We start from the raw sequence: 26747 nt of genomic DNA, 5'->3' as shown, positions 1-26747 counted from the left end.
AGCGTGCTGTATGGCCGCAGGCTGCGTTTGCCCCGCACTGACAGGTGTAGGAAATAGGGGGGGCAAGTTAAGCATTTACTACAAGAAAACAATGTTGAAATTCGGTGAGCGATCTTTTAGATCGGCTACCGCTTCAGTCCTGGCACAGCTTCAACGCTTCCTGCCATTCAGGCAGACCGCAAAAAGTATCGATCAGGCGTTGCGACGACAGTAACGAATTGCCCGGGCGTTTCGCGGGAACCGGATAGTCTTTGGCCAGGATAGGCTTGAGCTTGGGCTTTTGATTGATCGATGCATGGGCCATGATTGCTTCAGTAAAACCGAACCAACTGGTCTTTCCCTGTGCCGTCAAATGATATAGCCCGGAGTGTGCTTGCCACCATGCTTGCAGGTCTCTTGCCGCCAGGCTTTGCGCCACGATTTGCGCCGTGGTATCGGCAATGGTACGGCTCCATGTCGGTGCACCAAACTGATCGGATACGATACTGAGTTCTTCGCGCTCCTTTGCCAGGCGCAGCATGGTCAACAGAAAGTTCTTGCCGTGCGTGCTATAGACCCAACTTGTGCGCAAAATAAGGTGCGCAATGCCGGTGGCCTGGATCGCCTGTTCGCCGGCCAGTTTGCTGCGGCCGTAGACATTGATCGGGCAGGTTGGATCCGTTTCGACGTAGGGACTATCTTTCGAGCCATCAAACACATAGTCGGTGCTGTAATGGATCATCGCGGCGCCCAGCTTTTTCGCTTCTTCCGCCATCACGCCCGGCGCCTCGCCATTGATGCGCAGTGCCAGTTCAGGCTCGCTTTCGGCCTTGTCGACGGCGGTGTAGGCGGCCGGGTTGACGATCAGCGTCGGCTTGATACGGCGGATCACATCGCGCACCTGGTCCAGGTCAGCCAGGTCCATCTGGCTGCGCTCTAGCGCGATGATCTCGCCCAGACCTTGCAGGCTGCATTCGAGTTCGTGGCCGACTTGGCCGGTTTTTCCTGTAATTAAGATACGGCTCATATGTGTTCCCGTGAAGGCGGCGCGGCTGTATTGCCGTACTCAGGCGAAGACGTCGGCATTGGCCAGCAATGTCGCAGCGCCATCCTTGCCCGACAATAGTGGTTCGCCGTCCAGCGGCCAGTCGATACCGATTGCCGGGTCATTCCACAGGATGCTGCGCTCGAATTGCGGCGCCCAATAGTCGGTGGTCTTGTACAGGTACTCTGCGCTGTCGCTGGTGACCAGGAAGCCGTGGGCGAAACCTTCAGGTATCCATAGCTGGCGTTTGTTGGCGGCCGACAGGACGACGCCAACCCAGTGGCCGAAGGTTGGCGAGCTTTTGCGCAGGTCAACGACGACGTCGAACACGGCGCCAGCGATGACGCGTACCAATTTTCCCTGCGGTTGCTGGATCTGATAATGCAGGCCGCGCAAGACGCCCCTGGTCGACTTGGAATGATTGTCCTGCACGAAAGGTCGTGTAACGCCGGTCAGTTCGGCAAAGCGCTTCTGGTTGAAGCTTTCATAGAAAAAGCCGCGGTCGTCGTCGAACACGGTCGGTTCGAGTATGAGCACGTCAGGAATGGTTGTGTTCTGGATTTGCATGGTATTTCGGCATGGTATGAACTAGGTAGAAAGCGCTGCGCACCTCAGAATATCTTGTCGTTGAGCAGCCGCAACAGATATTGACCATAGGCGTTCTTCTTCAATGGCAGGGCCAATTTCTCGAGTTGGGCGCTATTGATATAGCCTTTGCGATAGGCGATTTCCTCAGGACAAGCCACTTTCAAACCCTGGCGGTTTTCGATGGTGGCGATGAACTGACCCGCTTCCAGCAAGGATTCATGCGTGCCGGTATCGAGCCAGGCCATGCCGCGCCGCATCATTTGAACGTTCAACTGGCCGCGTTCCAGATAAACCCGATTGACGTCGGTAATTTCCAGTTCGCCGCGCACTGATGGTGCGATGCCGGCGGCAATATCGCACACCTGGCTGTCGTAGAAATACAGGCCGGTGACGGCATAGTTCGATTTTGGCTTGAGCGGCTTTTCCTCGATACTGACGGCGCGCCGTTGAGCGTCGAAGTCGACCACGCCATAGCGTTCCGGGTCGGTCACATGGTAGGCGAACACGGTCGCGCCGCTGGTGCGTGTCGATGCTTGCCGCAATTGCGCTTCGAAGTCGTTACCGTAAAAAATGTTGTCGCCTAAAATAAGCGCCGATAGTGCATCGCCGACGAATTTACGGCCAATGATGAACGCTTGCGCTAGGCCGTCGGGGTTGGGCTGTACGGCATAGGTCAGGCTGATGCCCCATTGGCTGCCGTCACCGAGCAACTCCTGGAAGCGTGGCGTATCTTGTGGCGTGGAGATGATCAGGATATCGCGTATGCCTGCCAGCATCAGGGTGGTCAGCGGATAGTAAATCATCGGCTTGTCATACACGGGCAGCAGTTGCTTCGATATGGCCATGGTCACGGGGTACAGGCGCGTGCCTGAGCCACCTGCCAGGATGATACCTTTGCGTTCGATATTTTTTTTCATTATTGCTGCTCCTGGGCCGTGTCACGTGCGGCGTAATTTTTCTCTACCCACTTCAGATAATCGCCCGACTGCACGTCGCGCACCCAGGCTTGGTTGTCCAGGTACCACTGTACGGTCTTGCGTATGCCCGTGGCAAAAGTTTCAGCCGGTTTCCAGCCCAGTTCGCGCTCGATCTTGCGCGCGTCGATGGCATAGCGGCGGTCATGGCCGGGGCGATCTTGTACATAGGTTATTTGTTCGCGATAGCTGCCGGATGCTTTCGGGTCTAGCGCATCGAGGATGTCGCACAGGGTGTGCACGACTTCCAGATTGGCCATTTCATTCCAGCCGCCCACGTTGTAGACCTCGCCCAGGCGTCCTGCTTGCAGCACGCGGCGAATTGCCGCGCAATGGTCGCCCACATACAGCCAGTCGCGTACTTGCATGCCATCGCCGTAGATAGGCAAGGGCTTGCCGGCACGGGCGTTGCTGATGATGAGGGGAATCAGTTTTTCCGGGAAATGGAAAGAGCCATAGTTGTTCGAGCAGTTCGTCGTCAGCATCGGCATGCCATACGTATGGAAATAGGCGCGTACCAGATGGTCGGACGCTGCTTTCGAGGCCGAATAGGGGCTGTTTGGCGCATAGGGGGTCGTTTCGGTGAATGGCGGGTCATTCGGTCCCAGGGTGCCATATACCTCGTCGGTCGATACGTGCAGGAAGCGGAAGTTGTCCTTGGCTTCGCCTGTCAGGCCAGACCAGTAAGCGCGCGCCGCTTCGAGCAAGCTGAAAGTGCCGTTGACGTTGGTCGCGATGAATTCACCGGGGCTATGGATCGACCGGTCGACATGGCTTTCCGCCGCAAAATGCACGACGGCGCGCGGCTGGTGTTCTGCCAGCAAGCGCGAGATAAGAACGGTATCGCAGATATCGCCACGTACAAAAATATGTCGTGGGTCTTGCTCAAGGCTGGCCAGATTGCTGAGGTTGCCAGCGTAGGTCAGTTTATCGAGGTTGATGATAGGCTCATCGTTGAGCGCCAGCCAGTCGCGTACAAAGTTGGAGCCGATGAAGCCGGCGCCGCCGGTCACTAAAATCATTTTACTTTCCTTTGCTCACTTGAACGAATTCACAGGCGTCCCCGAGTGTGCAAGCGTCGATGGACAACCTGACTGAACGGGCAGTTCTAAACTCCAAGCGCTACATTGGGTTAATTAACAGTATTGCTCGGGTGTTGCAGCGAGGCTATTTGCTGAGTATACACATAGGTCGTCGTGCATGGTCATGCCGACTGCGCGCTCTTGGGTGGTCAAATGTTGATCAATTTTTGCCATGGCGGCACCTTACAGGAAAAGGTGTGGGACTTGACCTTTGAGAACGTCCTGCAACGTTGCCAATAGCAGTGAAACCCGCGTAAAATACAGGCTTCGCGGGTGTAGCTCAATGGTAGAGCAGAAGCTTCCCAAGCTTACGACGAGGGTTCGATTCCCTTCACCCGCTCCAGTCAAAAACGGCGAAAAACCTGTTTTCGCCGCTCCACAAAGCAAAAATTGCTCCACAAAAGACGCTCAGGCGAGCTTTTCATGGCGATATTTTGTTTGCTTATTAAGCAACAAATTTACCTCATTTCAATTATCGTGTCGGAAATTTCTCCATCTGTTCGCACATGAGAAACTTGCATTAAAAGCTATAACTCTTCCCAAAATTTTAGATGGCTTGACTTGTGAGTTTGGATTATTAAATATGTGATATTCTGCGATGACGCGTAAGTATATGATTTTTAGGTGTATTATCTTGAAAATTCAACTTAGTCCTTGACGCCATTTAAGAAGAGCAGGATTGCTATGCCAGACTTCCACCACTTTGACCTGAAGCTTTTAAATCCCTCGTTCGACTCGCCGCTTGTCGATGTTCTAACGGAACTGGAACACTTGCGGCGCTTGCAACTTGGTGGCACAACGCCCGCGTCAACCTTCTTCCAGCTCAAGCATATTTTCCACATGCTGGAAAGCCTCGGGTCTGCGCGTATCGAGGGCAACCATACGACTCTTGCAGACTACGTCGAGACTTCGGTGGAAGGAGGCACGAACGACAGCGACCAGGTGCGTGAGATTTCCAACATCGAAAAGGCGATGCAATATATCGAGGATGTGGTGACGCCGAATTCTGCGGTCTCGGAACACTTCATCCGCGAGCTGCACGCGCTGGCAGTGCATGACCTGGAGAGAGAGGGCGACCGCACGCCTGGCGCATATCGAACGGGAGCGGTCCGCATTGCGAAGTCAGACCACCTTCCGCCAGATCCTGTCCTTGTACCTGGTTACATGGAAGAGCTGATGGGGTTCATCAATCGTGACGATGCTCCCAAGTATGCCTTGATCAAGGTTGCGTTGGCACATCATCGTTTTGGCTGGATACACCCGTTTAGTAACGGCAATGGGCGCGTCGTGCGTTTGATGACCTATGCCCTTCTGATCAAGTATGGTTTCAATGTCAAGACAGGCGGACGGGTGTTAAACCCGACCGCTGTTTTTTGCAATGATCGCGAGCGCTACTATGCGATGCTTTCATGCGCGGACAAGGGCACAGATGAAAGCCTGGATCGCTGGTGTACCTATGTTTTGCAAGGCATCCTGGATGAACTGCAAAAAGTAGACCGCCTGACCGACTACACTTTCTTGAAGGAAAAAATCCTGATCCCCGCGCTTGCTTACTCGGTCCAGCGGCAATTGATAACGCGCGAAGAGCAGGCGATTTTGCTTGAAGTGGTAAAGCTGGGCACCGCGAAATCTGGGGACCTGGCCAAGGTAATGCCTGGGCTAAATCCAGCTCAGCGCACCTACCAGATCAAGCGCCTGGTGGAAGGTAAGATGCTGCAGCCCATTAAGCCTGGCGCACGCCAGTACACGATGTGCTTTACGAATAACTACCTGCTTCGCGGGGCCATCAACGCGCTATCGAACGAGGGCTTCATCTCCGCGTCCTTGCTTGGCCCTGCGTAAGCAGGCATGCAAGGCGGCTTACCGCGTCGGCTCGACGATCTTCCCGCGTCGCAAGTAATGCCGTTGCGTGGTCTTCACGCTATCGTGCCCCAAAAGATCGCTGGCCGCCTGGTCTCCGTGTTGGTCCGAGGTGTCGTCGGCAGCTTTTTCCCGTAGGTCATAGAACCAGAATTTTTTGATCTCCGGCTGCAGATCGGGATTCTTTTCGGCGGAGAGCCTTTTCGCCGCCCCCCTGAGTAGCAGTTTATAAGCGCTGCTGATACGTACCTGTCGCGTGACGCCTTCAAGCGCATGGCTCTGGACTTCCTGACGTTCGGCAACGCCTACCCGGAAGACCGGCCCAGCCGCAGCGGCAAGGCGCTGGCGTACCAGCACGCCCCGGCCAAGTACATGCGGCGCGGCGTCGACCTCGATACGTATTTTTTCGTCAACGGCTACCAGGCCGTGCATGAATTCGACAAGGGCCGCGTGTTCCACCTGATGGAGCCGGACGTCAATCAGGAGCTGTACGGCGTGCCGCAGTACCTGAGCGCCCTGCAGTCGGCCTGGCTCAACGAGGCGGCCACCTTGTTCCGCCGCAAGTATTACAAGAACGGCTCACACGCCGGTTTTGTTTTCTACATGACCGACGCCGCCGCCAACACGCAGGACGTGGACAAGCTGCGCCAAGCCATGCGCGACAGCAAGGGGCCGGGCAATTTCCGCAACCCGTTCATGTACGCGCCGGCCGGCAAGAAGGACGGCATCCAGATTTTGCCCGTGTCGGACGTGGCCGCCAAGGACGAGTTTTTCAACATCAAGAGCGTCACGCGCGACGACCAACTGGCCGCGCACCGCGTGCCGCCCCAGCTCATGGGCATCCTGCCAAACAATGCCGGTGGCTTCGGCGCCGTCGAGCCAGCCGCGCGCGTCTTCGCGCGTAACGAGCTGGTGCCCCTGCAGGCGCAGTTCGGAGCGATCAACAAGTGGGCCGGCGTGGAAGTGGTGCGCTTCGCCCCGTATGACCTGGCCACGGGCGGGGAGGGGGCGGCATGAGCGACCACATCGACAACACCGACAAGATCATCTTCGCCGAGGTGGCGCGAGGCCTGGCCGCCGTGCGCGGCCGGCCCGCCCTGGTAGCGCACGGCTGCTGTCATTTTTGCGACGAGACGCTGGCGCCCGCGCTGCTGTTCTGCAATGCGGACTGCCGCGACGACTACGACAAGGAGCAAGCGGCCAAGGCCCGCGCCGGCCGCGCAGGATGACCGTCCCCTCGCGTCGCATTAACAATTTCTAATTGCGAGCCCCACTTGCATGTTACCATTTGGACAATTTATTTTCCGGGACGGAGCAAGCTATGCATCAAGATTTATTCGCAGTGTGTACTGCACTCGACCAGTTTGCTGATGCAATAGTGAGTTCATTCCCCCATAATACAGACCAGATTTTCACTGATTACTGGGGGTGGCCAGCCCCAGCCTTAAACAGGCAAGACTTCTCTTGGATCGCTCGCAGTATCGCCGATGATCTACGCTTCGTGAACGCTGAACAATACCCCGAAGAGATGAAGCCGTGGGTATTGCATTTGTCACATCGTATTTCTGTGATGCAGACCCAGACGCTACCAAATACCTACGGTGGGAACGTGCAGGGGTTTCCAGCCATGTTTGAGACCTTACAATTTATACGTAGTAAATTACTACCTTCAACAGGCTGGGTAGCCGTACCAAATGCTTCTTTGCCAGCCCAGCTTGCCCGACGCTCAGTTGCCGCACAACGCCGTATGGATGATATTGAGTCGGCTATTCCAGACCTTACCGGCAAAGTGACCGCAATCAATGCCGCGCATCATGTAGCAGAAAATCTTGAGTTGGATTTGCAAGCATTGAGGGAGGCTCGGGAGGCGGTCGAGCACACCGCTCAAGAGACCAACAGAAATGCCTCTAAAAGCGCTGAGTCAGCAACAAAGGCGGCGGAAGTACTTGATTCTATAGAGAACCGAGTCAGTACCGCCTGGGGCGAGGTTCAGGTGAAAACCGAGAATGCGTTGGATGACATGCAGAAGAAGATCCAGGCTACTTTGGATAGTATGAAAAAAAATGAAGACATAGCTGAAAAACTCATCGCAAAGTGTGAGGAGGCCTACCACATCACAACGACCAAAGGACTAGCAGGAGCATTCGACCAAAAAGCTGCCTCGCTGGGTAGTTCTATGCAGTTATGGGTCGGAGGCTTGGTCGCTGCCTTGATCGCCGGCTCTGCAATTGGAATCAACCGTTTGTCTTCATTGGCTGCGGAGTTGCGAGCAGACAATCCAAACTGGCCTGCCATAGTTGCTCAGATGCTTCTTGCATTCTTAGGAATAGGCGCGCCCCTATGGTTTTCTTGGTTAGCAACCAAACAGATTGGCCAGCGATTCCGCTTGTCGGAGGACTATGCCTTCAAAGCATCTGTTGCCAAAGCCTATGAAGGTTACCGGAAAGAGGCTGCTGTTCTTGATCCTGAGTTTCAGGCGACACTTTTCCGCTCCGCATTGACTCGTTTGGACGAAGCACCGTTGAGGTTGGTGGAGGCGCAGCAGCATGGTTCTCCTTGGTCGGAATTGCTCAACTCGGATACTGTAAAAGACGCTCTAAAAGCGGCGCCCGATCTACCAGCGAAAATAATGGCGATGGTCAGCGAAAGCCTTCAGCAAGCGAAGAGTGCGAAGGCTGAAGCTGTGAAGGTTGTCGAAGCAGCGAAGCTAATGGTGGCGTCGGATGAACCCAAGAAGGAAGATTGATCCGGCCAGCAATGCTTCTGGCTATACTGTTTCCGCTCGTGAGCACGAATAAGAGCGGTGTGATACCGTCGGATAGCGTGGCGTTGTAGACATTTTTGTAGGCATGAGATTGTGAATAAGCTCGCAATCCGCATCAATTCTCGATGTGTGCAACTCATCGCCGCGCCCACTCGGCGCACATCCGCGCGCCGAGTGGGCACGTTCCGCAGTATCAGTTAAATTAGCGATGCAGTCCGTGGATCGGTATCGTTTGTCTGAATCGCTCGAGCCACAAATACAAAATACACCGCATGGATGCAAGCTTTGACGGCTGCTATAATGTCACTTTTGCGGAGCAGAAACGGGCCGCAAGCCCGCATGGCTGTTGAGTTCCTTGTCGAGCTTCCCAAGCTTACGACGAGGGTTCGATTCCCTTCACCCGCTCCATTTTTCGCTGGCGCCTGGTTTTAAGCGGCGCGGCTACTTATTTCTCCATTCCCATGTCTTCTGATACCCCAGCAAACGGCCCGGCGCGGCCGATGATGTACGATCCGACCGAACACCGCATCCGCAGCTTCGTGACCCGCGCGGGACGGCTGTCTGTTGCGCAGGCGCGCGCGCTTGAGACCTTGGGGCCGCAGTTCCTGTTGCCCTTCGCCAAGGAGCCGACTGACTTCGAGCAAGTGTTCGGCCGCAAGGCGCCGGTTATCCTGGAAATCGGTTTTGGCATGGGGGCGACGACTGCGCATATCGCCAAGGCCATGCCGGAGAAGGATTTTATCGGCGTCGAAGTGCATACGCCGGGCGTCGGCAGTCTGTTGAAACTGATCGGCGAAGAGTCGCTGACGAATCTGCGCTTGCTGCAGCACGATGCCGTGGAAGTGCTGACGCACATGATTCCTGTCGATTCGCTGGCCGGTATCCATGTGTTTTTCCCCGATCCATGGCATAAGGCGCGTCACAACAAGCGTCGCCTGATACAGTCGCCGTTCGTCAAGCAATTGACTGATCGCCTGGCGCCGGGTGGCTATCTGCATTGCGCCACGGATTGGGAAGATTACGCGGTGCAAATGCTGGACGTGTTGAGCGCCGAGCCGCAGTTGCGCAATAGTGCCGAGGCTTATGCGCCGCAGCCGGCGTATCGTCCGCTGACCAAGTTTGAGAACCGTGGCTTGAAGCTGGGGCATGGCGTGTGGGATCTGCTGTTCATCAAGAAATAAACCTGGTGCTTTGACCACCTGTGCCGTTGGCACGAGAACAAGCCTGCCGCGGTGACGCTGCAGGCTTTTTTCATGGTGCGCTGGCGTGCGCTGGCTAGGCAAGGTGGGGGAATTGCGGTAGTCTGATCTTTTTTGCATTGATTGATATTATGACCAAGAAAATACTCGTCACCGGCGCATCCGGTTTCATCGGTTCGCATACGTGCGTCGAATTGCTGGCTGCCGGCTTTGATGTGGTCGCGGTGGATAATCTGTGCAATAGCGCACGCGAAGCAATGGCGCGCGTGGAGCGCATTTCCGGGAAAAGCATCCCTTTCTATGAAGCTGACGTGCGTGATCGCACGGCCATGGCCAGCATCTTGCGCGAGCATGCCATCGATGCGGTGATCCATTTCGCGGGCCTGAAGTCCGTGGGCGAATCCGTGGCCCAGCCGCTGATGTACATGGACAATAATGTGACGGGCACCGTGGCACTGCTGGAAGTGCTGGCGGCGGCGAACGTGAAGCGTTTTGTGTTTAGCTCGTCAGCCACCGTGTATGGCGATCCTGAAGCCTTGCCTATCCTGGAAACATCGCGCCTGTCCGTGACCAACCCCTACGGCCGCTCGAAGCTGATGGTCGAGCAAATTCTGGCCGATCTCGTGCATGCCGATGCTCAATGGCAAGTCGGAGTGTTGCGCTATTTCAACCCGGTCGGCGCGCATGCCAGCGGCTTGATCGGTGAAGATCCGGCCGGTATCCCGAACAACCTGATGCCCTTCATCGCCCAGGTGGCCGTCGGCCGCCGCGAGCGTCTGGCCGTCTTTGGCAACGACTACGACACGCCGGATGGCACGGGCGTGCGCGACTACATCCACGTGGTCGATCTGGCGCTGGGCCATGTGGCGGCGTTGAACCGCCTGTTTTCTACAGAAGGCGGCTTTACCGTCAACCTCGGCACGGGCCACGGCTACAGCGTGCTCGATACCGTGCGTGCGTTCGAGGCCGCCAGCGGCCGCACCGTGCCATACCACATCGTGCCGCGCCGCCCCGGCGACATCGCCAGCTGCTACGCCTCGGCCGACAAGGCGCAGCAATTGCTGGGCTGGCAAGCGCAGAAAAACATCGACGACATGTGCCGCGATCACTGGCGCTGGCAGCACCAGAATCCGCAAGGTTATTCAGCCTGACGCAAATTCGACGCGCATAAAAAATCCCGCTCACACGCAAGTGTGGCGGGATTTTTTTAGAGCGCCAGCAAACCAATGGCGCCTGAAAAATGTCTGGGGCTAGGCGCAAAGCCGAAGACAGTACGCTAGTACAGTGAGGAGTAGGGGCAGGCAACAACGGGCGAAGCAACAACGCCCCAGGCTCTTTTTCAGCCAACCTAATGGCGCCTGAAAAAAGCCCAGGGCTATGCGCAAAGCCGAAGACAGTACGCTAGTACGGCAAGGCGAAGCAACAACGCCCCAGGCTCTTTTTCAGCCAACCCAATGGCGCCTGAAAAATGTCTGGGGCTAGGCGCAAAGCCGAAGACAGTACGCTAGTACGGCGAGGCGAAGCAACAACGCCCCAGGCATTTTCTCAGGCAGCCATTAAGGGTAGAGGCCGCGTACTTCGCGAGCCTGCAGCACGCGCGTGCACGCCAGGATGAAGGTGGCGGTACGCATCGACACTTTCTTCTCTTGCGACACTTGCCATACGGCGTCGAATGCTTCACGCATGATGCGCGTCAGGCGGCTGTTGATTTCTTCTTCGGTCCAGAAGAAGCTCGAGAAGTTCTGCGCCCACTCGAAGTAGCTGACGGTCACGCCGCCGGCGTTGGCCAGCACGTCCGGCACGATCAATACGCCGCGGTCGGTCAGGATATCGTCCGCTGCCGGCAGGGTAGGGCCATTGGCGCCTTCCAGGATGATCTTGGCGCGGATGACTTGTGCGCGTTCGGCCGTGATCTGCTGTTCCAGCGCGGCTGGAATCAGGATGTCGCAATCGATGCCCCAGAAATCTTCGCGCGGCACGAATGCTTCGGCGCCCGGGAAGCCTTCGACGCTGCCCACTTCTGCCACGTGTGCCAGCAATTGCGGGATGTTCAAGCCGCCCGCATGCACCACGGTGGTCTTGTGGTCTTGTACGGCAACGACTTTCGAGCCGGCTTCCGCGAACATGCGGGCAGCGACGCCGCCCACGTTGCCGAAACCTTGCACGATAACTTTCGCGCCTTCGAGCGACATGCCGACCTTGGCGGCTGCATCGCAACCGACAACGAACACGCCACGGCCGGTCGCATCGCGGCGACCCAGGCTGCCGCCCAGCGAGATTGGCTTGCCCGTCACCACGCCGGTCGACATATTACCGCCGATCATGGCGTAGCTGTCCATCATCCACGCCATGACTTGTTCATTCGTGTTGACGTCCGGTGCCGGAATATCCTTGTTCGGTCCGATGATCATGCTGATTTCGCTCGTGTAGCGGCGGGTCAGGCGTTGCAGTTCGTTGCGCGACAGGGTCTTCGGATCGACACGGATACCGCCCTTGGCGCCGCCGTATGGCACGTTGACTGCGGCATTCTTGACCGTCATCCAGGCCGACAGGGCCATCACTTCCGACAGGGTCACGTCCTGGTGGAAGCGCACGCCGCCCTTGCCCGGGCCGCGCGACAGGTTGTGCTGCACGCGGTAGCCTTCGTAGTGGGCAATGGTGCCGTCATCGCGCTCGATAGGCACGTCGACCGTCAGGATGCGCTTTGGACGCTTCAGCGTTTCCACCCAGCGCGACAGGTTGCCCAGGTACGGCGTAACGCGCTCGATCTGCTCGAGGTAGACGCCCCATGGGCCCAGGTCTTCAGGATTGAGGTAGGAAGGAAGTGCGTGCTTGCTGGTCATGCTTGATAAGCTCCTGGACAATACGAATACGTTAGAGGCGCAGCCGAGATGCAGCTGCGCGCAGCGGAACCGCATCGTAGGCGATAGCCTCATGCCCGGGCCAATGCTTTGTGCGCATCCGGTTATGCATTTATTGCATAGATTGGAGCTTAGGATGGAAGTGTGATGAAGCTTGCACGACGGCGTTTTTTTCCGCCGCGTGCAGCGTTTTCCTGCGCCTGCACCAGGTATTGCCACAGGCTTTCGACGATGGGTTTGCCGGGGCGCTGGCTGGACGGGCGCTCGCGGTACAAACGGATTTCCAGCTCGATTTCCCAGCCTGGCGCACCGCCGTCGGCGCGCGCCAGATGCTTGTATTTGACGTCGCGCATGACGGCCGATTCGGGCAGGAAGGCGATGCCGCGCCCCTCCAGTGCCATCATCTTCAAGCCTTCGGCCATGTCCGTTTCGTAGCAGGTTTCGAGGAACAGGGGAGCCTTGGCGTCGGCCACCAGCAGTTCCACCATGCGTCCCAGGTAGGCATTGCTGGTGTAGGAGAGGAAGGGCAGCGGTTCTTTGGCGCTGCCGGGCAGGACGAAATCGGGCACCTTGTCCTGGCCGCAGCGCGCATAGGCGCGCAGGGTTTCGCGGCCCATCACCAGCATGTCGTAGCGGCCCGGATCGAGCTGCACCGGCTGGCGCGGGTGGTGGTAACACAGCAGCAGGTCACAGCCGCCATCGACCAATTGCAGCACGGCGTCATGCACGTTGAGCGCCATCAAACGGCTGTTGATCGGCGCAAAGCCCTGCTCCAGCACCGTCAGCCACTTCGGCATAAAGGTCAGCGACAAGGTGTGCGGCACGGCGAAATCGACGCTCGTTTGCGCCGCTGTGCGCTTGCCGCGCAACAGCGCGCGCACGCCGTTGATTTGTCCCAGCATTTCCAGCGCCTGCTCGTAAAACACGGCGCCGGCCGGCGTCAGGCGCGTGGGGTAGGACGTGCGGTCAACGAGGTCGATGCCGAGCCAGTTTTCCAGCGATTGGATGCGCCGCGAGAAGGCCGACTGGGTGACGTGGCGCAGGGCCGCAGAACGGCTGAAATTATGCGTTTCAGCGAGCGAAATGAAGTCTTCCAGCCATTTGGTTTCCATCGCGGCAGCGTTCCGTTATCAAGGGCAGGGGCAAGGTGCAGTGGTCAGTGCGTATCGGCTGATGCCGCCGGCTGGTACAGCGCGGCGGGCAGGTCGAAGAAGGACGGCGGAGCCAGCCTTGTGCCGTCGGGCGAGCCGTCCGCGTTCAGGGCCTGGCCGATGGCCGACAGCAAGGAATTGCGATCGGCCGCAGGTCTTCACGGCCTGATAGCTCAGGTCGGACGACAGCGCTTGCATCACATCATTTCCAGGATCATGGCGACGATTTCGTCGCCGTAGGAGGCGAGTTTTTTCTCGCCCACGCCGCTTACGCCGCGCATCTGCTCGAGCGAGGTAGGCTTGGCCTTGGCGATTTCGCGCAGGGTGGCGTCGACGAAAATCACGTAGGCCGGCACATTGTGCGTGCGCGCCGTCTCCACGCGCCACCAGCGCAGCTTGTCGAAAATCGCCTGCTCGCTGGTGGACAGGTCCATCTCGACATAGCCTTTCGCCACGCTGGTGCTGCGCTTGCTGGTTTTTACCGGTTTCTGGTACTGGCGCAGCTGCACTTTCTGGCCACCCTTGAGCACGGGGCGCGAGGCATCCGTCAGTTTTAGCGAGCTGTATTGTTCGTGGTCAACCGCCACCAGGCCCAGCGCGATGGCCTGGCGCAGTATCGATTTCCATTCCGCTTCGCCCAGGTCCGAGCCGATGCCGAACACGGACAGCGCATCGTGGTGCCAGGTCTTGATGCGTTCCGATTCCATGCCGCGCAGCACGTCGATCACATGGCCGCCAGCGAAGCGCTGGTCGACGCGATAGATGGCTGACAGCAGTTTTTGTACGGGCACCGTGCCGTCGAATGACACGGGCGGTACCAGGCAGGTGTCGCAATTGCCGCACGGCGAAGCCGGTTCGCCGAAGTATTCGAGCAAGCGCATGCGGCGGCAGCTCAGCGTTTCGCACAGACCCAGCATGGCGTCGAGTTTGACGCCCAGCACGCGCTTGAAAGTATCGTCCGCTTCCGATTCGTCGATCATGCGCCGCTGCAGCACCACGTCTTGCAAGCCATACGCCATCCAGGCATTGGCGGCCATGCCGTCGCGGCCTGCGCGGCCCGTTTCCTGGTAATAGCCCTCGATGCTTTTCGGCAGATCCAGATGCGCGACGAAGCGCACGTCGGGCTTGTCGATGCCCATGCCGAAGGCGATGGTGGCGACCATGACGATATTTTCCTCGCGCAGGAAGCGCGCCTGGTTGGCGCTGCGCTTGGCGTACTCCATGCCGGCGTGATAGGGCAGGGCGCGGATGCCGCTCTGGTTCAGGAATTCCGCCGTCTCTTCCACTTTTTTGCGCGACAGGCAGTAGACGATGCCGCAGTCGCCCGTGTGCTCGGTGTTGATGAAGTCGAGCAGCTGCTTGCGGCCATTCGCCTTTTCCACGATCTGGTAGCGGATGTTCGGACGGTCGAAGGACGAGACGAACTGGCGCGCGTCTTCCAGTTGCAAACGCAGGGCGATTTCGGCGCGCGTCTGCGGGTCGGCCGTGGCAGTGAGCGCGATGCGCGGCACGTCAGGGAATTGCTCGTGCAGCACCGATAGCTTGATATATTCGGGGCGGAAGTCGTGCCCCCACTGAGCCACGCAATGCGCCTCGTCGATAGCGAACAGGGAAATCTTCGAGGCCTGGAACAGGTCCAGGCAACGCTGCGTCATCAGGCGCTCGGGCGCCACGTAGACGACGTCGATCCCGCCCGTGCGCACCAGGCGCTCGATGCGGCTCGCTTCTTCGTACGTTTGCGTGGAATTGAGGAAGGCGGCGCGCACGCCCACTTCCTCCAGCGCGTCCACCTGGTCCTGCATCAGCGCGATCAGCGGCGAGACGACGACGCCCACGCCATCGCGCAGCAGTGCGGGAATTTGATAGCACAGCGACTTGCCGCCGCCCGTGGGCATCAGCACCAGCGCGTCGCCGCCATGGCTGACATGGTCGACGATGTCGGCCTGATGGCCGCGGAAGGCCGGGTAGCCAAAAACGGTTTGCAGCAGGTGTAGCGCGCGCTGGTTAAGATCTTGATTCATAGTGCCTTATGCTGCCCAAACAACCCAGCCGTAGTGGGCGCTGGCCAGGACCAGCAAGCCAAACACAATGCGGTACCAGGCAAAAAACGTGAAGTCGTGCGAGCTGATGTAACGCAGCAGCCAGCGCACGCACAGGAAGGCGGAAATGAAGGCGGCCACGGTGCCCAGGCCGAACAGGGGCACGTCGTTGGCCGACAGGATGTCGCGCGCTTTGTACAGAGAATAGGCGGTGGCGGCCAGCAGGGTGGGGATGGCCAGGAAGAACGAAAATTCGGTGGCCGTCTTGCGCGACAGACCCAGCAGCATGCCGCCGATGATGGTCGAGCCGGAACGGCTGGTGCCGGGAATCAGCGCAAACGCCTGCGCGCAGCCCACTTTCAAGGCGTCGAGCGGCGTCATTTCATCGACCGAATTGACGCGCACGGTGACGGGATTGGTGCGTGCGCGGCGCTCGACGAGCAAGATGATGATGCCGCCGATGATGAAGGCCATGGCCACGGGCACGGGCTTGAACAGCGCATGCTTGATCATCTTGCCTACGCCTAAGCCGATAACGGCCAGCGGGATGAAGGCGATGGCCACGTTCAATACGAACTTGCGCGATTTGACCTCGGTGCCGAAGGTGGACAGCACGCTGCCGATGCGCTGGCGGTATTCCCAGCAGACGGCCAGGATGGCGCCGGCCTGGATGGCGATCTCGAATACATCCATGACTTCTTTGGAGACATCTTGGGTAAAGTCGAGCAGGCTGCCGGCCAGGATCAAATGCCCCGTGGACGAAATTGGCAAAAATTCGGTGAAACCTTCAACCAGCCCCATGATGATGGCTTTTAACGCAAGAATGAGATCCATAGATGTATAAAAGGGTATAAGTACGGGTATAAGTGACAGGATGGCAGAAGCGCGTGGCGCCAGCAATGTGCGCGGGGTCGAAGCTTACCACGACACAGGCTTGCCGATCTTATTTGGGCGCTGGCGGGCGGCGCTTTTTTAGCGCCGCCCGCCAGGCAGAAGGCGCGATCAGGATCGCTGTTTTGCCGGTGCCACCAGACGCGCGCTGGCTGCCACCAGCAGCAGCGCGGCGCCCAGCATGGCGAAGGCGAGATTGAGGCTGGTGGCGTGCGCCACGAAGCCGATGACGGCCGGACCGGCCAGGATGCCGGCATAGCCGATGGTTGTGATGGCCGCCACCGCCAAGCTGGCCGGCATGGCGCGCTGCTTGCCGGCGGCCGTGAACAGGATGGGCACGATGTTCGCCGCGCCCAGGCCGATCAGGACGAAGCCGGCCATGGCCAGGCTGGCGTGCGGTGCCAGCACGGTGAGGAAGAAGCCGGCCGCCGCGCACAGCCCGCCAACAGTAAGCACCCGCTTTCCGCCAAAGCGGCTGACCACATTGTCACCGGTGAAGCGGCCCACCGTCATGGCGATGGCGAAGGCGGCGTAGCCGAGGCCGCCCTTGGCTTCCTCCACGCCGCGCGTGGTGGTGAGGAACAGGGCGCTCCAGTCGAGAATCGCGCCTTCGGCCAGGAAGACGATAAAACACAGCAGGCCGATGAAAATGACGGCGCCATGCGGCATGACGAACAGCGGCGTCTTTTCGCCCGAGGCGGACGCCGTCGGCAGCAGATGGCCTTGCGCCGCGCCCAGCACGGCGCATAGCAGCAGCATCACCACCACGCAGGACCAGGCCGGAGTCAGGCCCAGCCACAGCAGCAGGGCCATGCAGGCCGCACCGGCGAAGCCGCCCACGCTGAACAGCGCATGAAAGCCCGACATCATGGCGCCACCGTTGGCCTTTTCGATGATCACGGCCTGGATGTTGATGGCCACGTCGAAGGTGCCCATGGCCGCGCCGAACACCAGCAGCACCAGGCCCAGTTGCAGCGGCGTGGCGGCCAGCGCCAGGCCGGGCAGGATGGCGATCAACAACAGGCCGGCGCCAAGGATGACCTTGCGGCAGCCGAAGCGGCTTGACAGCATGCCCGTAAACGGCATCGCGCACAGCGAGCCGGTGCCCAGGCACAGCAGCAAGATGCCGAGCGTGGCCTCATCGAGGCCCAGGCGCGACTTGGCGTAGGGAACCAGCGGCGCCCAGGCCGCCATGCCAAGGCCGGCGGCGAAAAAGACCAGGCGCGTGGCGCGTTGCTGCAGGGTACCGGTGAGATGCATGGGAGAGCTTTTCCAGAGTCGGGGTGGATAACATCAGGCGCGGGCGCGCAGCACTTGCACACCCAGCCGTTGAAAGGCGGCCACATGGGCCGCGTCGGCATCGGCTTCGAGCACCAGGTGCTGCAGCAAGCCCGTGGCCAGCACGCCGAAGGGGGCGGCCGTGCCCAGCTTGTCGCTGGTGACGGCGATGACGACGGCCTTGCTGGCGCCGGCGATGCTGCGCTTGAATTCGGCCTCGTCATAGTTGAACGCTGTCACGCCTGCGTCCGCGTCGGCGCCGCAGGCACCGAGGAAGCACAGGTCGGGATGCATGCGCTCGACCGTGCGCAGCGCTTGCGGTCCCAGGCTGGCGCCGGCGCGGCGGTCGACCCTGCCGCCAGCCATGATCAGCTCGATTTCCGGGCGTTCCATCAGCGCCATGGCAATCGCTGGCGCGTTGGTGATGACAGTGAGCGCCAACTCTGGCAAGGCGCTGGCGATGGCCAGGTTGGTCGAGCCCGCATCGAGTAACAGCACCTGGCCGGCGCGCACGAGGGAGACGGCAGCCTGCGCCAGGCGCGCCTTGCGTTCCGGCGCTTCCTGCTTGCGCTGCGTCAAGGTGCCGCCGTCGGGCGCCAGCGGCAGGGCGCCGCCATACACGCGCTGGCACAGGCCGGCCGCCGCCATCTCGCGCAGGTCGCGCCGTATCGTATCTTCAGAGACATCGAGCTGGCGCGCCAGGTCCAGCGCCAGCACGCGGCCGTCGGCGTGCAATTGTTGCTGGATCAGCGCATGGCGTTGTTTGAGGAGCAGGGTGGGGGACATGGGTCTATTTCTAAAACGTGCAGGATTGCGCATGAATATACGAAAACGTGCAAAATTCGTCAACCTTTACCTGATGCAGGCGTCTTCCTCAGGATTGAAGCGGGCATGCACTGCCCACGGCATCGCGGTTGCAAATGAATTTGTAAAAAAGATAAATTTACGTTCATGCTCATCGCCGATATCTTGATGCACCTTGGTGTTTGCTTGCCGAGGAATAAGGGAAACAGACGGATGAGTGACATTAAACTTTTCAAGTTGGCCAATGGCCAAGCCCAGGAATTGCAAGGTAGCGCATCGGATCTGGAAAAACCATTACAGACCCTGATCGAGGCCAACCTCGAAACTTTGCTGAGTATTCGTTTCCTGGCGAGCGAGTATTCGACCGGCAAGACGCATGCTGGCCGCAACGATTCCCTTGGATTGGATGAGAACAATTGCCCGGTCATTCTTGAGTACAAACGGTCGGTTGGTGAAAATGTCATTAACCAAGGCTTGTACTACCTGGACTGGTTGATGGACCATCAGGCCGACTTTCAACTGCTGGTCCTCGATAAGCTGGGCAAGCTGGCATCGGAGGCCATCGACTGGAGCGCGCCGCGGGTGATTTGCATTGCGGCTGACTTTACCAAGTTTGATAGCCATGCCGTCCAGCAGATAGGCCGGACGATCGAACTTATCCGCTACCGCCGATTTGCAGAGGATCTGCTTCTGCTCGAGTCCGCAAGCGCAGGCATAGATCCAACAACAAAGAAAGGCACCGCCAAGCGGCAGACGTCGGTGCCAGCCAGGTTGGAAACAATGGCTGCTGGGTCCGCAGATGGGGGCACGAACAGGTCGACAGGACCAGACAAGGCATTTGTGGAAATACTGACAGGTCTGTCGGAGCCCATGCGTCAGTTGCTGACCTCGCTGGAGGATTACACGATGTCGTTGGGGGATGACGTTGAGCGTAAGGAACTGCGCTTGTACCTGGCGTTCAAACGGCTGAAGAACTTTGCGACCGTGGTGATACATAAGAAGAATTGCCTCGCGCTGTACTTGCACGTCGACCCGGCGCCCGTATTACAGGTCCTGCCAAAAGCGCGCGATGTGACCGCCATCGGGCATTGGGGTACGGGTAGCCTGGAGATCAACATCAGCACGATCGCCGAACTTGATGCGGCAAAGCCGTTCATTTTTGCCGCGTATGCAGGTCAGCGTGGTGTGAAAACGTAGCCGATGGTGGCCTGTGCGCGTATCAGTTGTGCGGTGTCGTTGCCTGTTCCAGCTCATCCAACCAGCGGATGGCGTGTTCGCGGCTGCTGCCGCACATGTCCTCGGACGGCTGCAAGCCGCCGCAAAAGGCGGGCCGCTGCGGCTGGCCAAAGATCTTGCAGCGGTTGTCGTCGGCCAGCTGTATGCAGCGCACGCCCGCAGGTTTTCCGTCCGGCATGCCGGGAATCGGGCTGGTGATGGACGGTGCGGTGCAGCAGGCGCCGCAGGATGGACGGCATGCCAGGGTGGCAGATGGTGACATGGGATTTCAGACGAGCGGGTGAGGAACCGACAGTATAGCAAGCCGGCCCCCATGCGTTGCCTGGGCCGCATTAGGGCACGATGCTGATGCGCTTGCCCGACAGGGTGCGGCGGGCAGGATCGCCGTGTATGGTCATGCTGCCGGAACCGCTGGCGCTGCTGCTGCCCGCATCGTTGTTGCGCACATCGAAGCGTCCACGTGCGCCAGATGCGCTGTGCATTGGCGCTTACTGCACCATGGTTTGCCTGCCCGCCATCGCCGGCGTGAGCCTTGCCGCTGGCAGCGTTGCGCCATTGAGATGGGATTGCGTCTCCCGGAGGCAGGCGACAGCCCCAGGCACTCCCGGCCGATGGGCGTGTGGCAACTGCGACGCGTTACAATGGCGCGTGTGCACGGCAGCCGGCAGGCGAGTTGCCACTTATATGTGACGTGCCGGTCCACTTCTGCGTTCTTCGCCTGGCAGCAGGATGCACCTGCCTTCCTGCTTGCTTGGCTGCCTAACTGGCTGCGCTTGACCTTGGCGGTAGACAGGCCTACTATTAATGACTCAAAAGTAAGTTACTTGGATAGATACATGCAAGCCCCGATTGATACCAAGCCCCGCTGGGAGCGGCGCAAGGATGCCCGCCCGCAGGAGTTGCTCGCCGCCGCGCTCGACCTGTTTGTCGAACGGGGGTTTGCATCGACGCGCCTGGAGGATGTGGCCAAGCGGGCTGGCGTGTCGAAAGGCACGCTGTATCTGTACTTTGAGAATAAACAAGAGCTGTTCAAGGCTGTGGTGCGCGACAATATCGTGCAGTCGATCGGCGAGGCGGAAGACAATATGGCCGCCTCGGATAGCAGCAGCGCCGAGTTGTTGCGCAAGGTGATGATGCAGTGGTGGGAAGAGTTCGGCGCCACCAAACTGGCGGGCTTGACCAAGCTGATGCTGGCCGAAGCAAATAATTTTCCGGAACTGGCGCAGTTTTACAACGAAGAAGTCGTTACGCGCGGCAATGGATTGATCGTCAGCCTGCTGGAACGGGGCATGCAGCGCGGCGAATTTCGCCAGGTCGATCCCGTGCTGGTCAGCACCATTCTCAGCGCGCCCGTCACGATGCTGATGATGTGGACGCATTCCTTCCTGCCATGCGAGGTCAAGAATATTGATCCGCTCGCCTACATGGATGCCTTTATCGACATGAGCTTGCGCAGCCTGCAGGTGGCAGCGCCCGGGAAAAGCTGATGTGCGTCGCCTGGGGACTACCGCTCAGTTGCCCTTTTTTCAAGGTTCGTCCCCTCAAATCTGCAGATCGTCGCAAATTCCCTCCATTCCCCATCTTTATGGTTAACATGTGCTTTCAGCCAGTTCAACGATAAAATGGCGGATTATTACTTCACTTACCGAGTCCAAAGATGAATATCGAACAAGCCCGCTTCAATATGATCGAACAGCAGATCCGTCCTTGGGACGTACTGGATATCGACGTGCTGGAGCTGTTGAATGTGGTCAAGCGTGAAGATTTCGTGCCGGTCGCTTATAAAAACTTGGCCTTTGTCGATACCGACATTCCACTGGGTGGCGGCGAATACATGCTCACACCAAAGTTGGAAGCGCGCATTTTGCAAGACGTAGCCGTCAAGAAGCATGAAAATGTGCTGGAAATTGGTACCGGCAGCGGCTACATGGCTGCTTTGCTGGCGCACAAGGCACGTCATGTGACGAGCGTGGAAATCGTTCCCCAATTGAAAACCTTGGCCGAGCAGAACCTGGCCGCCAACGGTGTGACGAACGTGACCGTGGAACTGGGCGACGGCGCCCAGGGCTGGAGCAAGGGTGCACCGTATGACGTGATCGTCGTTTCCGGCGCCCTGGCCGCGCTGCCGGAAGCGATGCGGCAACAAGTGAAAGTCGGCGGCCGCATCCTGGCCATCATCGGCGAAGCGCCGATCATGTCGGCGCATCTGATCACGCGCAGCTCGGACAAGGCATACGACACGCGCAAGCTGTTTGAAACCAATGTCACGCCGCTGCAAGCCGTGGCACCGTCGCATTTCCAGTTCTGAGGCGACCGATTCGATGGAGCATTTGAGTGCACCGCAGCTGGCCGCCTGGCTGGCTGACCCTTCCCGCCCGCGCCCGTTTTTACTCGACGTACGCGAACAGTCGGAGTTCGATCTGTGCCACCTCGATGGTGCCACCCTGATGCCGATGAACTCGATTCCTGCCCGCATCGATGACCTCGATGAAGACGCCGAGATCGTCTGCATCTGTCATCACGGTATGCGCAGCATGCAAGTGGCGGCCTTCCTGGAGCGCAATGGTTTTAGCAAGATCAGTAATTTGACGGGCGGCGTGCATGCCTGGGCGCTGCAAGTCGATAGCGCTATGGCCCAATACTAAGTTCTTTTGCAGTAGATGCACCCAGGCATGTTTTCCTGCATGCCTGCGGACGCCTGTACCCCGCTTATCCGGCGGGCGCAAGGCAGGCGGTAGCAGATTTTTGATTCCATCAACTTTTGACGACTCCAACGGAGAAATGCAATGCGGAAACCCCTTATCGCCGTGCTGATGACCAGCGCCTTTGTCTCGATGACATGCTCGCTGCAAGCGCAGGCGGCCGATCTTATCCAGGTATACCAGCAGGCGCTGGCCAATGACGCGCAATACGCCAGCGCGCGCGCTGCGCTGTCGGCCGGGATGGAGCGGGTGCCGCAGGCGATGGCAGGTTTGTTGCCGCAAATCTCCGCCTCGGGTAGCAATACGCGCGGCAATCAGGAGCAAATCATCCAGAACAATGGCGGTAACAAGATCACTTCGCCATCCGTGAACGTGCGCACGAACAGCTACAACCTGACCCTGGCGCAGCCGTTGTTCCGCTGGGATCGTTGGGAAACCTATCAGCAAAGCAAACTGGTGCAGGCGATTGCCGAAGCGCAATTTGCACAAATGCAGCAAGACCTGATCACCCGCGTGGCGCAGGCGTATTTTGACGTGCTGAGCGCGCAGGATAACCTGGGCGCTACGCGGGCGCAAAAAGTCGCCACGACGGAGCAGCTGGCATCGGCCAAGCGCAATTTCGAGGTCGGCACGCAAACGATTACCGATACGCACGAGGCGCAAGCAGCCTACGACTTGGTGGTGGCGCAGGAGTTTGCCGCCATCAATGACCTGGCCAACAAACGCAGCGTCTTGCAAACCATCATCGGTGAAGCGCCAACGAATTTGGCGCCCATGCGCACGGGTGTGCTCATCAGCGCGCCGGAACCGGCCGCCATCGAGCCATGGGTGAGCTCGGCGGAAGAGCAGAACTATGGCGTCGTCACGGCCCAGTTCAACGTGGAGTCGGCCAAGCGCGACATCGGTCGCAACCGCGCCGGCCACTACCCGACCCTGGACTTGATCGCCAACACGGGCCATAGCTACACTTCCGGTGGTGGCAACGGCAATGGCAACAATAACAATGCCATCGGCGTGCAGTGGAGCATCCCCATCTTCAGCGGCTTTGCCGTCACCAGCAAGGTGCGCGAATCGATTGCGCTGGAAAACAAGGCCCGCAACGATCTGGAAACGGCGCGCCGCACGGCCTCGCAAGGCGCGCGCCAGGCTTTCCTGGGCGTCAACAGCGGCCTGGCCCAGGTAAAAGCGCTGGAAGCGGCGGAGGTGTCGAGCAAGTCGGCGTTGGAGTCGAACCAGCTCGGCTATCAAGTGGGCGTACGCATCAATATCGATGTTTTGAACGCGCAGAAACAATTGTTCTCGACGCAAAAAGACCTGTCGAAAGCACGTTACGACACCATCATGAATGGCTTGCGCCTGAAGGCCGCTGCCGGCACCTTGAAGGAAACGGATTTGATGCCCGTCAACGCCTTGCTCGACAAGTAAGCGCGGAATTGTTGCAAATGAAGACCAGCACCGGCAACGGCGCTGGTTTTTTTTCGGTGCGCCCGGCAGGGCGCACTCACTGTCGATTCTGGCGCTGTGCTCACACGGCGCCACTTGCACAGGGCCTGGGCTGATGTTTTACAGGCCGCCGCCCTGGCCGTCGAACTTGCGTTCGATCAATTCGATCTTGTAGCCATCGGGGTCGGTGATGAAGGCGATGACGGTATTGCCGCCCTTCACGGGGCCCGGTTCGCGCGTGACGTTGCCGCCATTGGCGCGCGCCGCGTCGCAGGCGGCGACGATGTCGTCGGCCGAGATGGCGATATGACCATACGCCGTACCCAGCTCGTAGCTGGTGGTGCCATAGTTATATGTCAGTTCCAGTTCCGCGTGGTCGGGATTCGATCCATAGCCGACGAAAGCGAGCGTGTACTGGTATTCCGGATTGTCGCTGGTGCGCAGCAGCTTCATGCCCAGGACCTTGGTATAGAAATCGATGGAGCGCTGCAGGTCGCCGACCCGTAACATGGTGTGCAAAATACGCATCTTAAATCCTTGAAAATGATGGGGGAATGGCAGGATTTTAGGCGTTTTATGGCTTTCTTGCCGAGACCGCCCCGGCTGCTCTCGTGCAGGACAGTCGCGGACGGTGAACTGGGTGCCTGTGGCTTTACTCCAGGCGGGCATCCAAGGTGATTTCCGTGGCCAGCAACTTCGACACGGGGCAGCCGAGCTTGGCGCGCAGGGCCGCATCCTGGAACGCTTGATCGGTGGCACCGGGAATGCTGGCCACCAGGCTCAGGTGCACAGCCGTGATGGCATAGTTGCCATCGATTTTTTCCAGGCTGACATCGGCCGTGGTTTTCAGCGCCGTGGCGCGCAGGCCCGCCTCGGCCAGTTGGCCGGACAGGGCCATGGTGAAGCAGGCGGCGTGGGCGGCACCGATCAGTTCTTCCGGGTTACTGCCGGGGCCGTCTTCGAAGCGCGTGTTGAAACCATATGCCACATTGTCGAGCGCACCGCTTTGGGTCGAAATAAACCCTTTGCCATCTTTAAGACCGCCACTCCAGACGGCTGATCCAGTTTTTTTCATGATGTACTCCTTGCGTGGGTTCGAGCATCCATCATGCGCGCCCCACCTTTGCGCTTCCGTCCGTTGCGTCACACAGGGGGCGCATGCAGGGCGCGTAAGCTTGGCGTCTATGCGCTCACCGCGCCGGTGTCACGCGCCAGATGACATTGCCCACGTCGTCCGCCACCAGCAGTGCACCGGCCTTGTCGATGGCCACGCCGACGGGGCGCCCCTGCGCCTTGCCTTTCTCGTCCAGGAAGCCGCTGACGACATCCTGTGGCGGGCCGCTGGGCACGCCATTGGCGAACGGAACATGGATGACTTTATAGCCGCTGAAGGGCTTGCGGTTCCATGAACCGTGCTGGCCGATGAAGGCGCCGCCCCGATAGCGGGCGGGCAGCAAGGTGGCGTCATAGAATGCCAGTCCCAGCGAGGCCGTGTGCGCTCCGAGCGCGTAGTCGGGCGCGATGGCGGTGGCCACCAGGTCGGGGCGTGGCGGCTCGACCCGTGCATCGACGTGCTGGCCGAAATAACTGTAGGGCCAGCCATAGAAGGCGCCTTCCTTGACCGAGGTCATGTAGTCCGGTACCAGGTCGTTGCCCAGCTCGTCGCGCTCATTGACGGCTGTCCACAGAGTCTGCGTCCCGGGTTGCCAGGCCATGCCATTCGGATTGCGCAAGCCCGTGGCGTAGACGCGCGCCTTGCCCGTTGCCCGCGTGAATTGCCAGATGGCGGCGCGGCCGTCTTCAGCCGCCATGCCGTTTTCGCCCACATTGCTGTTCGAGCCGACGGAAATATAGAGAAATTTTCCGTCGGTGCTGGCGATGACGTTCTTGGTCCAGTGGTGATTGATGCTGCCGGCAGGCAAATCCATCACCTTCACGCCCGGCGCCGTGATGGTAGTCTGTCCTGTTTCGTAGGGGAAGCGCAGCAGTGCGTCCGAGTTGGCGATGTACAGCGCGTTGCCGACCAGGGCCATGCCGAATGGCGAGTGCAAGCCTTGCAGGAAGACGCTGCGCGTTTGCGCCATGCCGTTCGCATCGACGCCGCGCAGCAGGGTGATGCGGTTGGCGCTGGGCGTAGCGGCGCCCGCTTTTTTCATCTGCATCTGCATGATGGCGCCCTTGATGCCCTTGCTGTCATCCGGTTTTGGCGGGGCATTCGTTTCCGCCACCAGCACGTCACCATTCGGCAAGACATACAGCCAACGCGGATGGTCGAACTCGCGCGCATACGCCTCGATGGTCAGGCCGGGTGCAACGACGGGGCGCTGCGTAGCCGTCCAGCGCTGTACCGGCGCCACGTTGACGGTGGGAATGAATTGCCTGTCTGGCGCAGGCAGGGCCGGTTGCGGGCCAAAGCCCACGGGCATGGCGGGCGCCTGGGCACGGGCGAGCGTGGTGCTGCAGGCAGCGGCTAGCAGGAAGGAACAGACGTAGCGGTACATGGCGTACTCCGGAACAATGGCAGTGCGTGATAATTCGATTCAGCGCGCCTTCTTTGGTTCCAGTTGCGCGTCGGGGTCAGCTTGCTGTGGCGCGGCCGGCTTGACCTTTTCTACGCCGGGCTGGGCATGGCAGTCCGTGTCGACCAGGCCGCGTTGCAGATCGCTGGCAGCCTGTCGCATGATTTTACGCGGGCGCACATCTTGTGCATCGGGCGATGCATCGCGCTCGTGCGGCAGACGCTCGACACCGTCATTGCTGACCTTGGCATCGGTATTGATCTTGCGTTCACTTGGTGGGGTAAGCATATGGCCTCCTGACAATAAGATAACGTGAGTTCAGTGTCTTGCCG

27 protein-coding genes, 1 tRNA gene and 1 pseudogene are annotated in these 26747 nt (G+C 59.3%); 12 read left to right on the top strand and 17 right to left on the bottom strand.

What is annotated here, in order from left to right:
* Positions 1-133: 133 nt before the first annotated feature.
* Genes rfbD through rfbB form a run of 4 tightly spaced genes read right to left on the bottom strand, consistent with a single transcriptional unit; the run spans position 134 to position 3608 of the window.
* Positions 134-1006 (bottom strand): dTDP-4-dehydrorhamnose reductase, encoded by an 873-nt coding sequence (gene rfbD / locus H4V96_RS19730; RefSeq protein ID WP_196855645.1) that lies wholly within the window; start codon positions 1004-1006, stop codon positions 134-136.
* Between the two features lie 39 nt (positions 1007-1045).
* On the bottom strand, positions 1046-1591 hold the full coding sequence (gene rfbC, locus H4V96_RS19725; protein ID WP_070346115.1) for a dTDP-4-dehydrorhamnose 3,5-epimerase: 546 nt from the start codon (positions 1589-1591) through the stop codon (positions 1046-1048).
* Between the two features lie 44 nt (positions 1592-1635).
* Positions 1636-2529, bottom strand: a complete 894-nt coding sequence (gene rfbA, locus H4V96_RS19720) for a glucose-1-phosphate thymidylyltransferase RfbA (RefSeq protein WP_196855644.1) — start codon at positions 2527-2529, stop codon at positions 1636-1638.
* Positions 2529-3608, bottom strand: coding sequence for a dTDP-glucose 4,6-dehydratase (gene rfbB / locus H4V96_RS19715; protein WP_070346117.1), 1080 nt, complete (start codon positions 3606-3608; stop codon positions 2529-2531). The genes rfbA and rfbB overlap by 1 nt, the downstream gene beginning before the upstream one ends.
* A 329-nt stretch (positions 3609-3937) precedes the next feature.
* Between rfbB and H4V96_RS19710 the strand changes: the two genes are divergently transcribed.
* The 7 genes and pseudogenes from H4V96_RS19710 (at position 3938) to galE (ending at position 10642) form a co-directional block, all read left to right on the top strand.
* Positions 3938-4011: transfer RNA gene (locus H4V96_RS19710), tRNA-Gly, on the top strand.
* A 341-nt stretch (positions 4012-4352) separates the two neighbouring features.
* Positions 4353-5510 carry a Fic family protein gene (locus H4V96_RS19705; RefSeq protein WP_196855643.1) on the top strand — a complete coding sequence of 386 codons (1158 nt, stop codon included), beginning with the start codon at positions 4353-4355 and terminating at the stop codon, positions 5508-5510.
* 267 nt (positions 5511-5777) lie between these two features.
* Positions 5778-6545: pseudogene (locus H4V96_RS19700) on the top strand (phage portal protein); the annotation flags it as partial.
* Complete coding sequence (locus H4V96_RS19695) at positions 6542-6757, top strand: hypothetical protein (RefSeq protein ID WP_196855641.1); 216 nt, start codon at positions 6542-6544, stop codon at positions 6755-6757. The pseudogene H4V96_RS19700 and the gene H4V96_RS19695, both read left to right, overlap by 4 nt.
* Positions 6758-6849: 92 nt before the next feature.
* On the top strand, positions 6850-8274 hold the full coding sequence (locus H4V96_RS19690; protein WP_196855640.1) for a hypothetical protein: 1425 nt from the start codon (positions 6850-6852) through the stop codon (positions 8272-8274).
* Between the two features lie 518 nt (positions 8275-8792).
* Positions 8793-9473 (top strand): tRNA (guanosine(46)-N7)-methyltransferase TrmB, encoded by a 681-nt coding sequence (gene trmB, locus H4V96_RS19685; protein ID WP_070346145.1) that lies wholly within the window; start codon positions 8793-8795, stop codon positions 9471-9473.
* A gap of 149 nt (positions 9474-9622) precedes the next feature.
* Positions 9623-10642, top strand: a complete 1020-nt coding sequence (gene galE / locus H4V96_RS19680; protein ID WP_196855639.1) for a UDP-glucose 4-epimerase GalE — start codon at positions 9623-9625, stop codon at positions 10640-10642.
* A gap of 405 nt (positions 10643-11047) precedes the next feature.
* On the opposite strand, the gene H4V96_RS19675 is transcribed toward galE, so the two are convergent.
* The 7 genes from H4V96_RS19675 to H4V96_RS19645 all read right to left on the bottom strand — a co-directional run bounded on the left by H4V96_RS19675 (position 11048) and on the right by H4V96_RS19645 (position 18497).
* On the bottom strand, positions 11048-12334 hold the full coding sequence (locus H4V96_RS19675) for a Glu/Leu/Phe/Val dehydrogenase (protein ID WP_010401726.1): 1287 nt from the start codon (positions 12332-12334) through the stop codon (positions 11048-11050).
* 149 nt (positions 12335-12483) lie between these two features.
* Entirely contained in the window at positions 12484-13464 is a 981-nt protein-coding gene (locus H4V96_RS19670; RefSeq protein WP_196855638.1) for a LysR family transcriptional regulator, read from the bottom strand.
* A 44-nt stretch (positions 13465-13508) separates the two neighbouring features.
* Positions 13509-13637: a hypothetical protein gene (locus H4V96_RS19665; protein ID WP_280721119.1), complete on the bottom strand. Its 129-nt coding sequence runs from the start codon at positions 13635-13637 to the stop codon at positions 13509-13511.
* A 63-nt stretch (positions 13638-13700) separates the two neighbouring features.
* Positions 13701-15524 carry a DNA helicase RecQ gene (gene recQ / locus H4V96_RS19660; RefSeq protein WP_010401723.1) on the bottom strand — a complete coding sequence of 608 codons (1824 nt, stop codon included), beginning with the start codon at positions 15522-15524 and terminating at the stop codon, positions 13701-13703.
* Positions 15525-15530: 6 nt separating this feature from the next.
* The gene (locus tag H4V96_RS19655) at positions 15531-16376 is read right to left on the bottom strand and encodes an undecaprenyl-diphosphate phosphatase (protein WP_196855637.1); all 846 of its coding nucleotides are present in this window, start codon (positions 16374-16376) and stop codon (positions 15531-15533) included.
* Between the two features lie 168 nt (positions 16377-16544).
* Positions 16545-17693: an MFS transporter gene (locus H4V96_RS19650; RefSeq protein ID WP_196855636.1), complete on the bottom strand. Its 1149-nt coding sequence runs from the start codon at positions 17691-17693 to the stop codon at positions 16545-16547.
* Between the two features lie 33 nt (positions 17694-17726).
* Positions 17727-18497, bottom strand: coding sequence for a DeoR/GlpR family DNA-binding transcription regulator (locus tag H4V96_RS19645; RefSeq protein WP_196855635.1), 771 nt, complete (start codon positions 18495-18497; stop codon positions 17727-17729).
* 231 nt (positions 18498-18728) lie between these two features.
* Between H4V96_RS19645 and H4V96_RS19640 the strand changes: the two genes are divergently transcribed.
* On the top strand, positions 18729-19712 hold the full coding sequence (locus tag H4V96_RS19640; protein ID WP_196855699.1) for a DUF5655 domain-containing protein: 984 nt from the start codon (positions 18729-18731) through the stop codon (positions 19710-19712).
* Between the two features lie 22 nt (positions 19713-19734).
* Here H4V96_RS19640 and H4V96_RS19635 read toward each other — a convergent pair whose 3' ends face one another.
* Complete coding sequence (locus H4V96_RS19635) at positions 19735-20013, bottom strand: YkgJ family cysteine cluster protein (protein ID WP_196855634.1); 279 nt, start codon at positions 20011-20013, stop codon at positions 19735-19737.
* A 70-nt stretch (positions 20014-20083) separates the two neighbouring features.
* On the bottom strand, positions 20084-20233 hold the full coding sequence (locus H4V96_RS19630) for a hypothetical protein (RefSeq protein WP_196855633.1): 150 nt from the start codon (positions 20231-20233) through the stop codon (positions 20084-20086).
* A gap of 354 nt (positions 20234-20587) precedes the next feature.
* Here H4V96_RS19630 and H4V96_RS19625 point away from each other — a divergent pair, with 354 nt between their 5' ends.
* From H4V96_RS19625 to H4V96_RS19610, 4 genes are all read left to right on the top strand, one after another.
* A complete protein-coding gene (locus H4V96_RS19625; protein ID WP_010401718.1) occupies positions 20588-21238 on the top strand; it encodes a TetR/AcrR family transcriptional regulator in 651 nt (216 codons plus the stop codon).
* A 170-nt stretch (positions 21239-21408) separates the two neighbouring features.
* Entirely contained in the window at positions 21409-22059 is a 651-nt protein-coding gene (locus H4V96_RS19620) for a protein-L-isoaspartate O-methyltransferase (protein WP_196855632.1), read from the top strand.
* A 13-nt stretch (positions 22060-22072) separates the two neighbouring features.
* Positions 22073-22396 (top strand): rhodanese-like domain-containing protein, encoded by a 324-nt coding sequence (locus tag H4V96_RS19615; protein WP_010401715.1) that lies wholly within the window; start codon positions 22073-22075, stop codon positions 22394-22396.
* A gap of 141 nt (positions 22397-22537) precedes the next feature.
* The gene (locus H4V96_RS19610) at positions 22538-23878 is read left to right on the top strand and encodes a TolC family outer membrane protein (RefSeq protein WP_196855631.1); all 1341 of its coding nucleotides are present in this window, start codon (positions 22538-22540) and stop codon (positions 23876-23878) included.
* Positions 23879-24016: 138 nt separating this feature from the next.
* Here H4V96_RS19610 and gloA read toward each other — a convergent pair whose 3' ends face one another.
* From gloA to H4V96_RS19590, 4 genes are all read right to left on the bottom strand, one after another.
* Positions 24017-24424 carry a lactoylglutathione lyase gene (gloA, locus tag H4V96_RS19605; RefSeq protein WP_010401713.1) on the bottom strand — a complete coding sequence of 136 codons (408 nt, stop codon included), beginning with the start codon at positions 24422-24424 and terminating at the stop codon, positions 24017-24019.
* Positions 24425-24548: 124 nt separating this feature from the next.
* Positions 24549-24971: an OsmC family protein gene (locus H4V96_RS19600; RefSeq protein ID WP_196855630.1), complete on the bottom strand. Its 423-nt coding sequence runs from the start codon at positions 24969-24971 to the stop codon at positions 24549-24551.
* A gap of 115 nt (positions 24972-25086) precedes the next feature.
* Positions 25087-26397, bottom strand: a complete 1311-nt coding sequence (locus H4V96_RS19595) for a sorbosone dehydrogenase family protein (RefSeq protein ID WP_196855629.1) — start codon at positions 26395-26397, stop codon at positions 25087-25089.
* Positions 26398-26436: 39 nt separating this feature from the next.
* Positions 26437-26703, bottom strand: coding sequence for a hypothetical protein (locus tag H4V96_RS19590; protein WP_010401709.1), 267 nt, complete (start codon positions 26701-26703; stop codon positions 26437-26439).
* Positions 26704-26747 lie beyond the last annotated feature (44 nt).

The organism is Janthinobacterium sp. CG_23.4 (genome assembly GCF_029892305.1).
Lineage (GTDB): Bacteria > Pseudomonadota > Gammaproteobacteria > Burkholderiales > Burkholderiaceae_D > Janthinobacterium > Janthinobacterium lividum_D.
This window is presented reverse-complemented; position numbering and strand designations above follow the sequence as displayed.

Coding starts and splice junctions, on each gene's coding strand:
- rfbD (WP_196855645.1), bottom strand. CDS start 1,006: ATGAGCCGTATCTTAATTACAGGAAAAACCGGCCAAGTCGGCCACGAA.
- rfbC (WP_070346115.1), bottom strand. CDS start 1,591: ATGCAAATCCAGAACACAACCATTCCTGACGTGCTCATACTCGAACCG.
- rfbA (WP_196855644.1), bottom strand. CDS start 2,529: ATGAAAAAAAATATCGAACGCAAAGGTATCATCCTGGCAGGTGGCTCA.
- rfbB (WP_070346117.1), bottom strand. CDS start 3,608: ATGATTTTAGTGACCGGCGGCGCCGGCTTCATCGGCTCCAACTTTGTA.
- H4V96_RS19705 (WP_196855643.1), top strand. CDS start 4,353: ATGCCAGACTTCCACCACTTTGACCTGAAGCTTTTAAATCCCTCGTTC.
- H4V96_RS19695 (WP_196855641.1), top strand. CDS start 6,542: ATGAGCGACCACATCGACAACACCGACAAGATCATCTTCGCCGAGGTG.
- H4V96_RS19690 (WP_196855640.1), top strand. CDS start 6,850: ATGCATCAAGATTTATTCGCAGTGTGTACTGCACTCGACCAGTTTGCT.
- trmB (WP_070346145.1), top strand. CDS start 8,793: ATGATGTACGATCCGACCGAACACCGCATCCGCAGCTTCGTGACCCGC.
- galE (WP_196855639.1), top strand. CDS start 9,623: ATGACCAAGAAAATACTCGTCACCGGCGCATCCGGTTTCATCGGTTCG.
- H4V96_RS19675 (WP_010401726.1), bottom strand. CDS start 12,334: ATGACCAGCAAGCACGCACTTCCTTCCTACCTCAATCCTGAAGACCTG.
- H4V96_RS19670 (WP_196855638.1), bottom strand. CDS start 13,464: ATGGAAACCAAATGGCTGGAAGACTTCATTTCGCTCGCTGAAACGCAT.
- recQ (WP_010401723.1), bottom strand. CDS start 15,524: ATGAATCAAGATCTTAACCAGCGCGCGCTACACCTGCTGCAAACCGTT.
- H4V96_RS19655 (WP_196855637.1), bottom strand. CDS start 16,376: ATGGATCTCATTCTTGCGTTAAAAGCCATCATCATGGGGCTGGTTGAA.
- H4V96_RS19650 (WP_196855636.1), bottom strand. CDS start 17,693: ATGCATCTCACCGGTACCCTGCAGCAACGCGCCACGCGCCTGGTCTTT.
- H4V96_RS19645 (WP_196855635.1), bottom strand. CDS start 18,497: ATGTCCCCCACCCTGCTCCTCAAACAACGCCATGCGCTGATCCAGCAA.
- H4V96_RS19640 (WP_196855699.1), top strand. CDS start 18,729: ATGAGTGACATTAAACTTTTCAAGTTGGCCAATGGCCAAGCCCAGGAA.
- H4V96_RS19635 (WP_196855634.1), bottom strand. CDS start 20,013: ATGTCACCATCTGCCACCCTGGCATGCCGTCCATCCTGCGGCGCCTGC.
- H4V96_RS19630 (WP_196855633.1), bottom strand. CDS start 20,233: ATGCACAGCGCATCTGGCGCACGTGGACGCTTCGATGTGCGCAACAAC.
- H4V96_RS19625 (WP_010401718.1), top strand. CDS start 20,588: ATGCAAGCCCCGATTGATACCAAGCCCCGCTGGGAGCGGCGCAAGGAT.
- H4V96_RS19620 (WP_196855632.1), top strand. CDS start 21,409: ATGAATATCGAACAAGCCCGCTTCAATATGATCGAACAGCAGATCCGT.
- H4V96_RS19615 (WP_010401715.1), top strand. CDS start 22,073: ATGGAGCATTTGAGTGCACCGCAGCTGGCCGCCTGGCTGGCTGACCCT.
- H4V96_RS19610 (WP_196855631.1), top strand. CDS start 22,538: ATGCGGAAACCCCTTATCGCCGTGCTGATGACCAGCGCCTTTGTCTCG.
- gloA (WP_010401713.1), bottom strand. CDS start 24,424: ATGCGTATTTTGCACACCATGTTACGGGTCGGCGACCTGCAGCGCTCC.
- H4V96_RS19600 (WP_196855630.1), bottom strand. CDS start 24,971: ATGAAAAAAACTGGATCAGCCGTCTGGAGTGGCGGTCTTAAAGATGGC.
- H4V96_RS19595 (WP_196855629.1), bottom strand. CDS start 26,397: ATGTACCGCTACGTCTGTTCCTTCCTGCTAGCCGCTGCCTGCAGCACC.
- H4V96_RS19590 (WP_010401709.1), bottom strand. CDS start 26,703: ATGCTTACCCCACCAAGTGAACGCAAGATCAATACCGATGCCAAGGTC.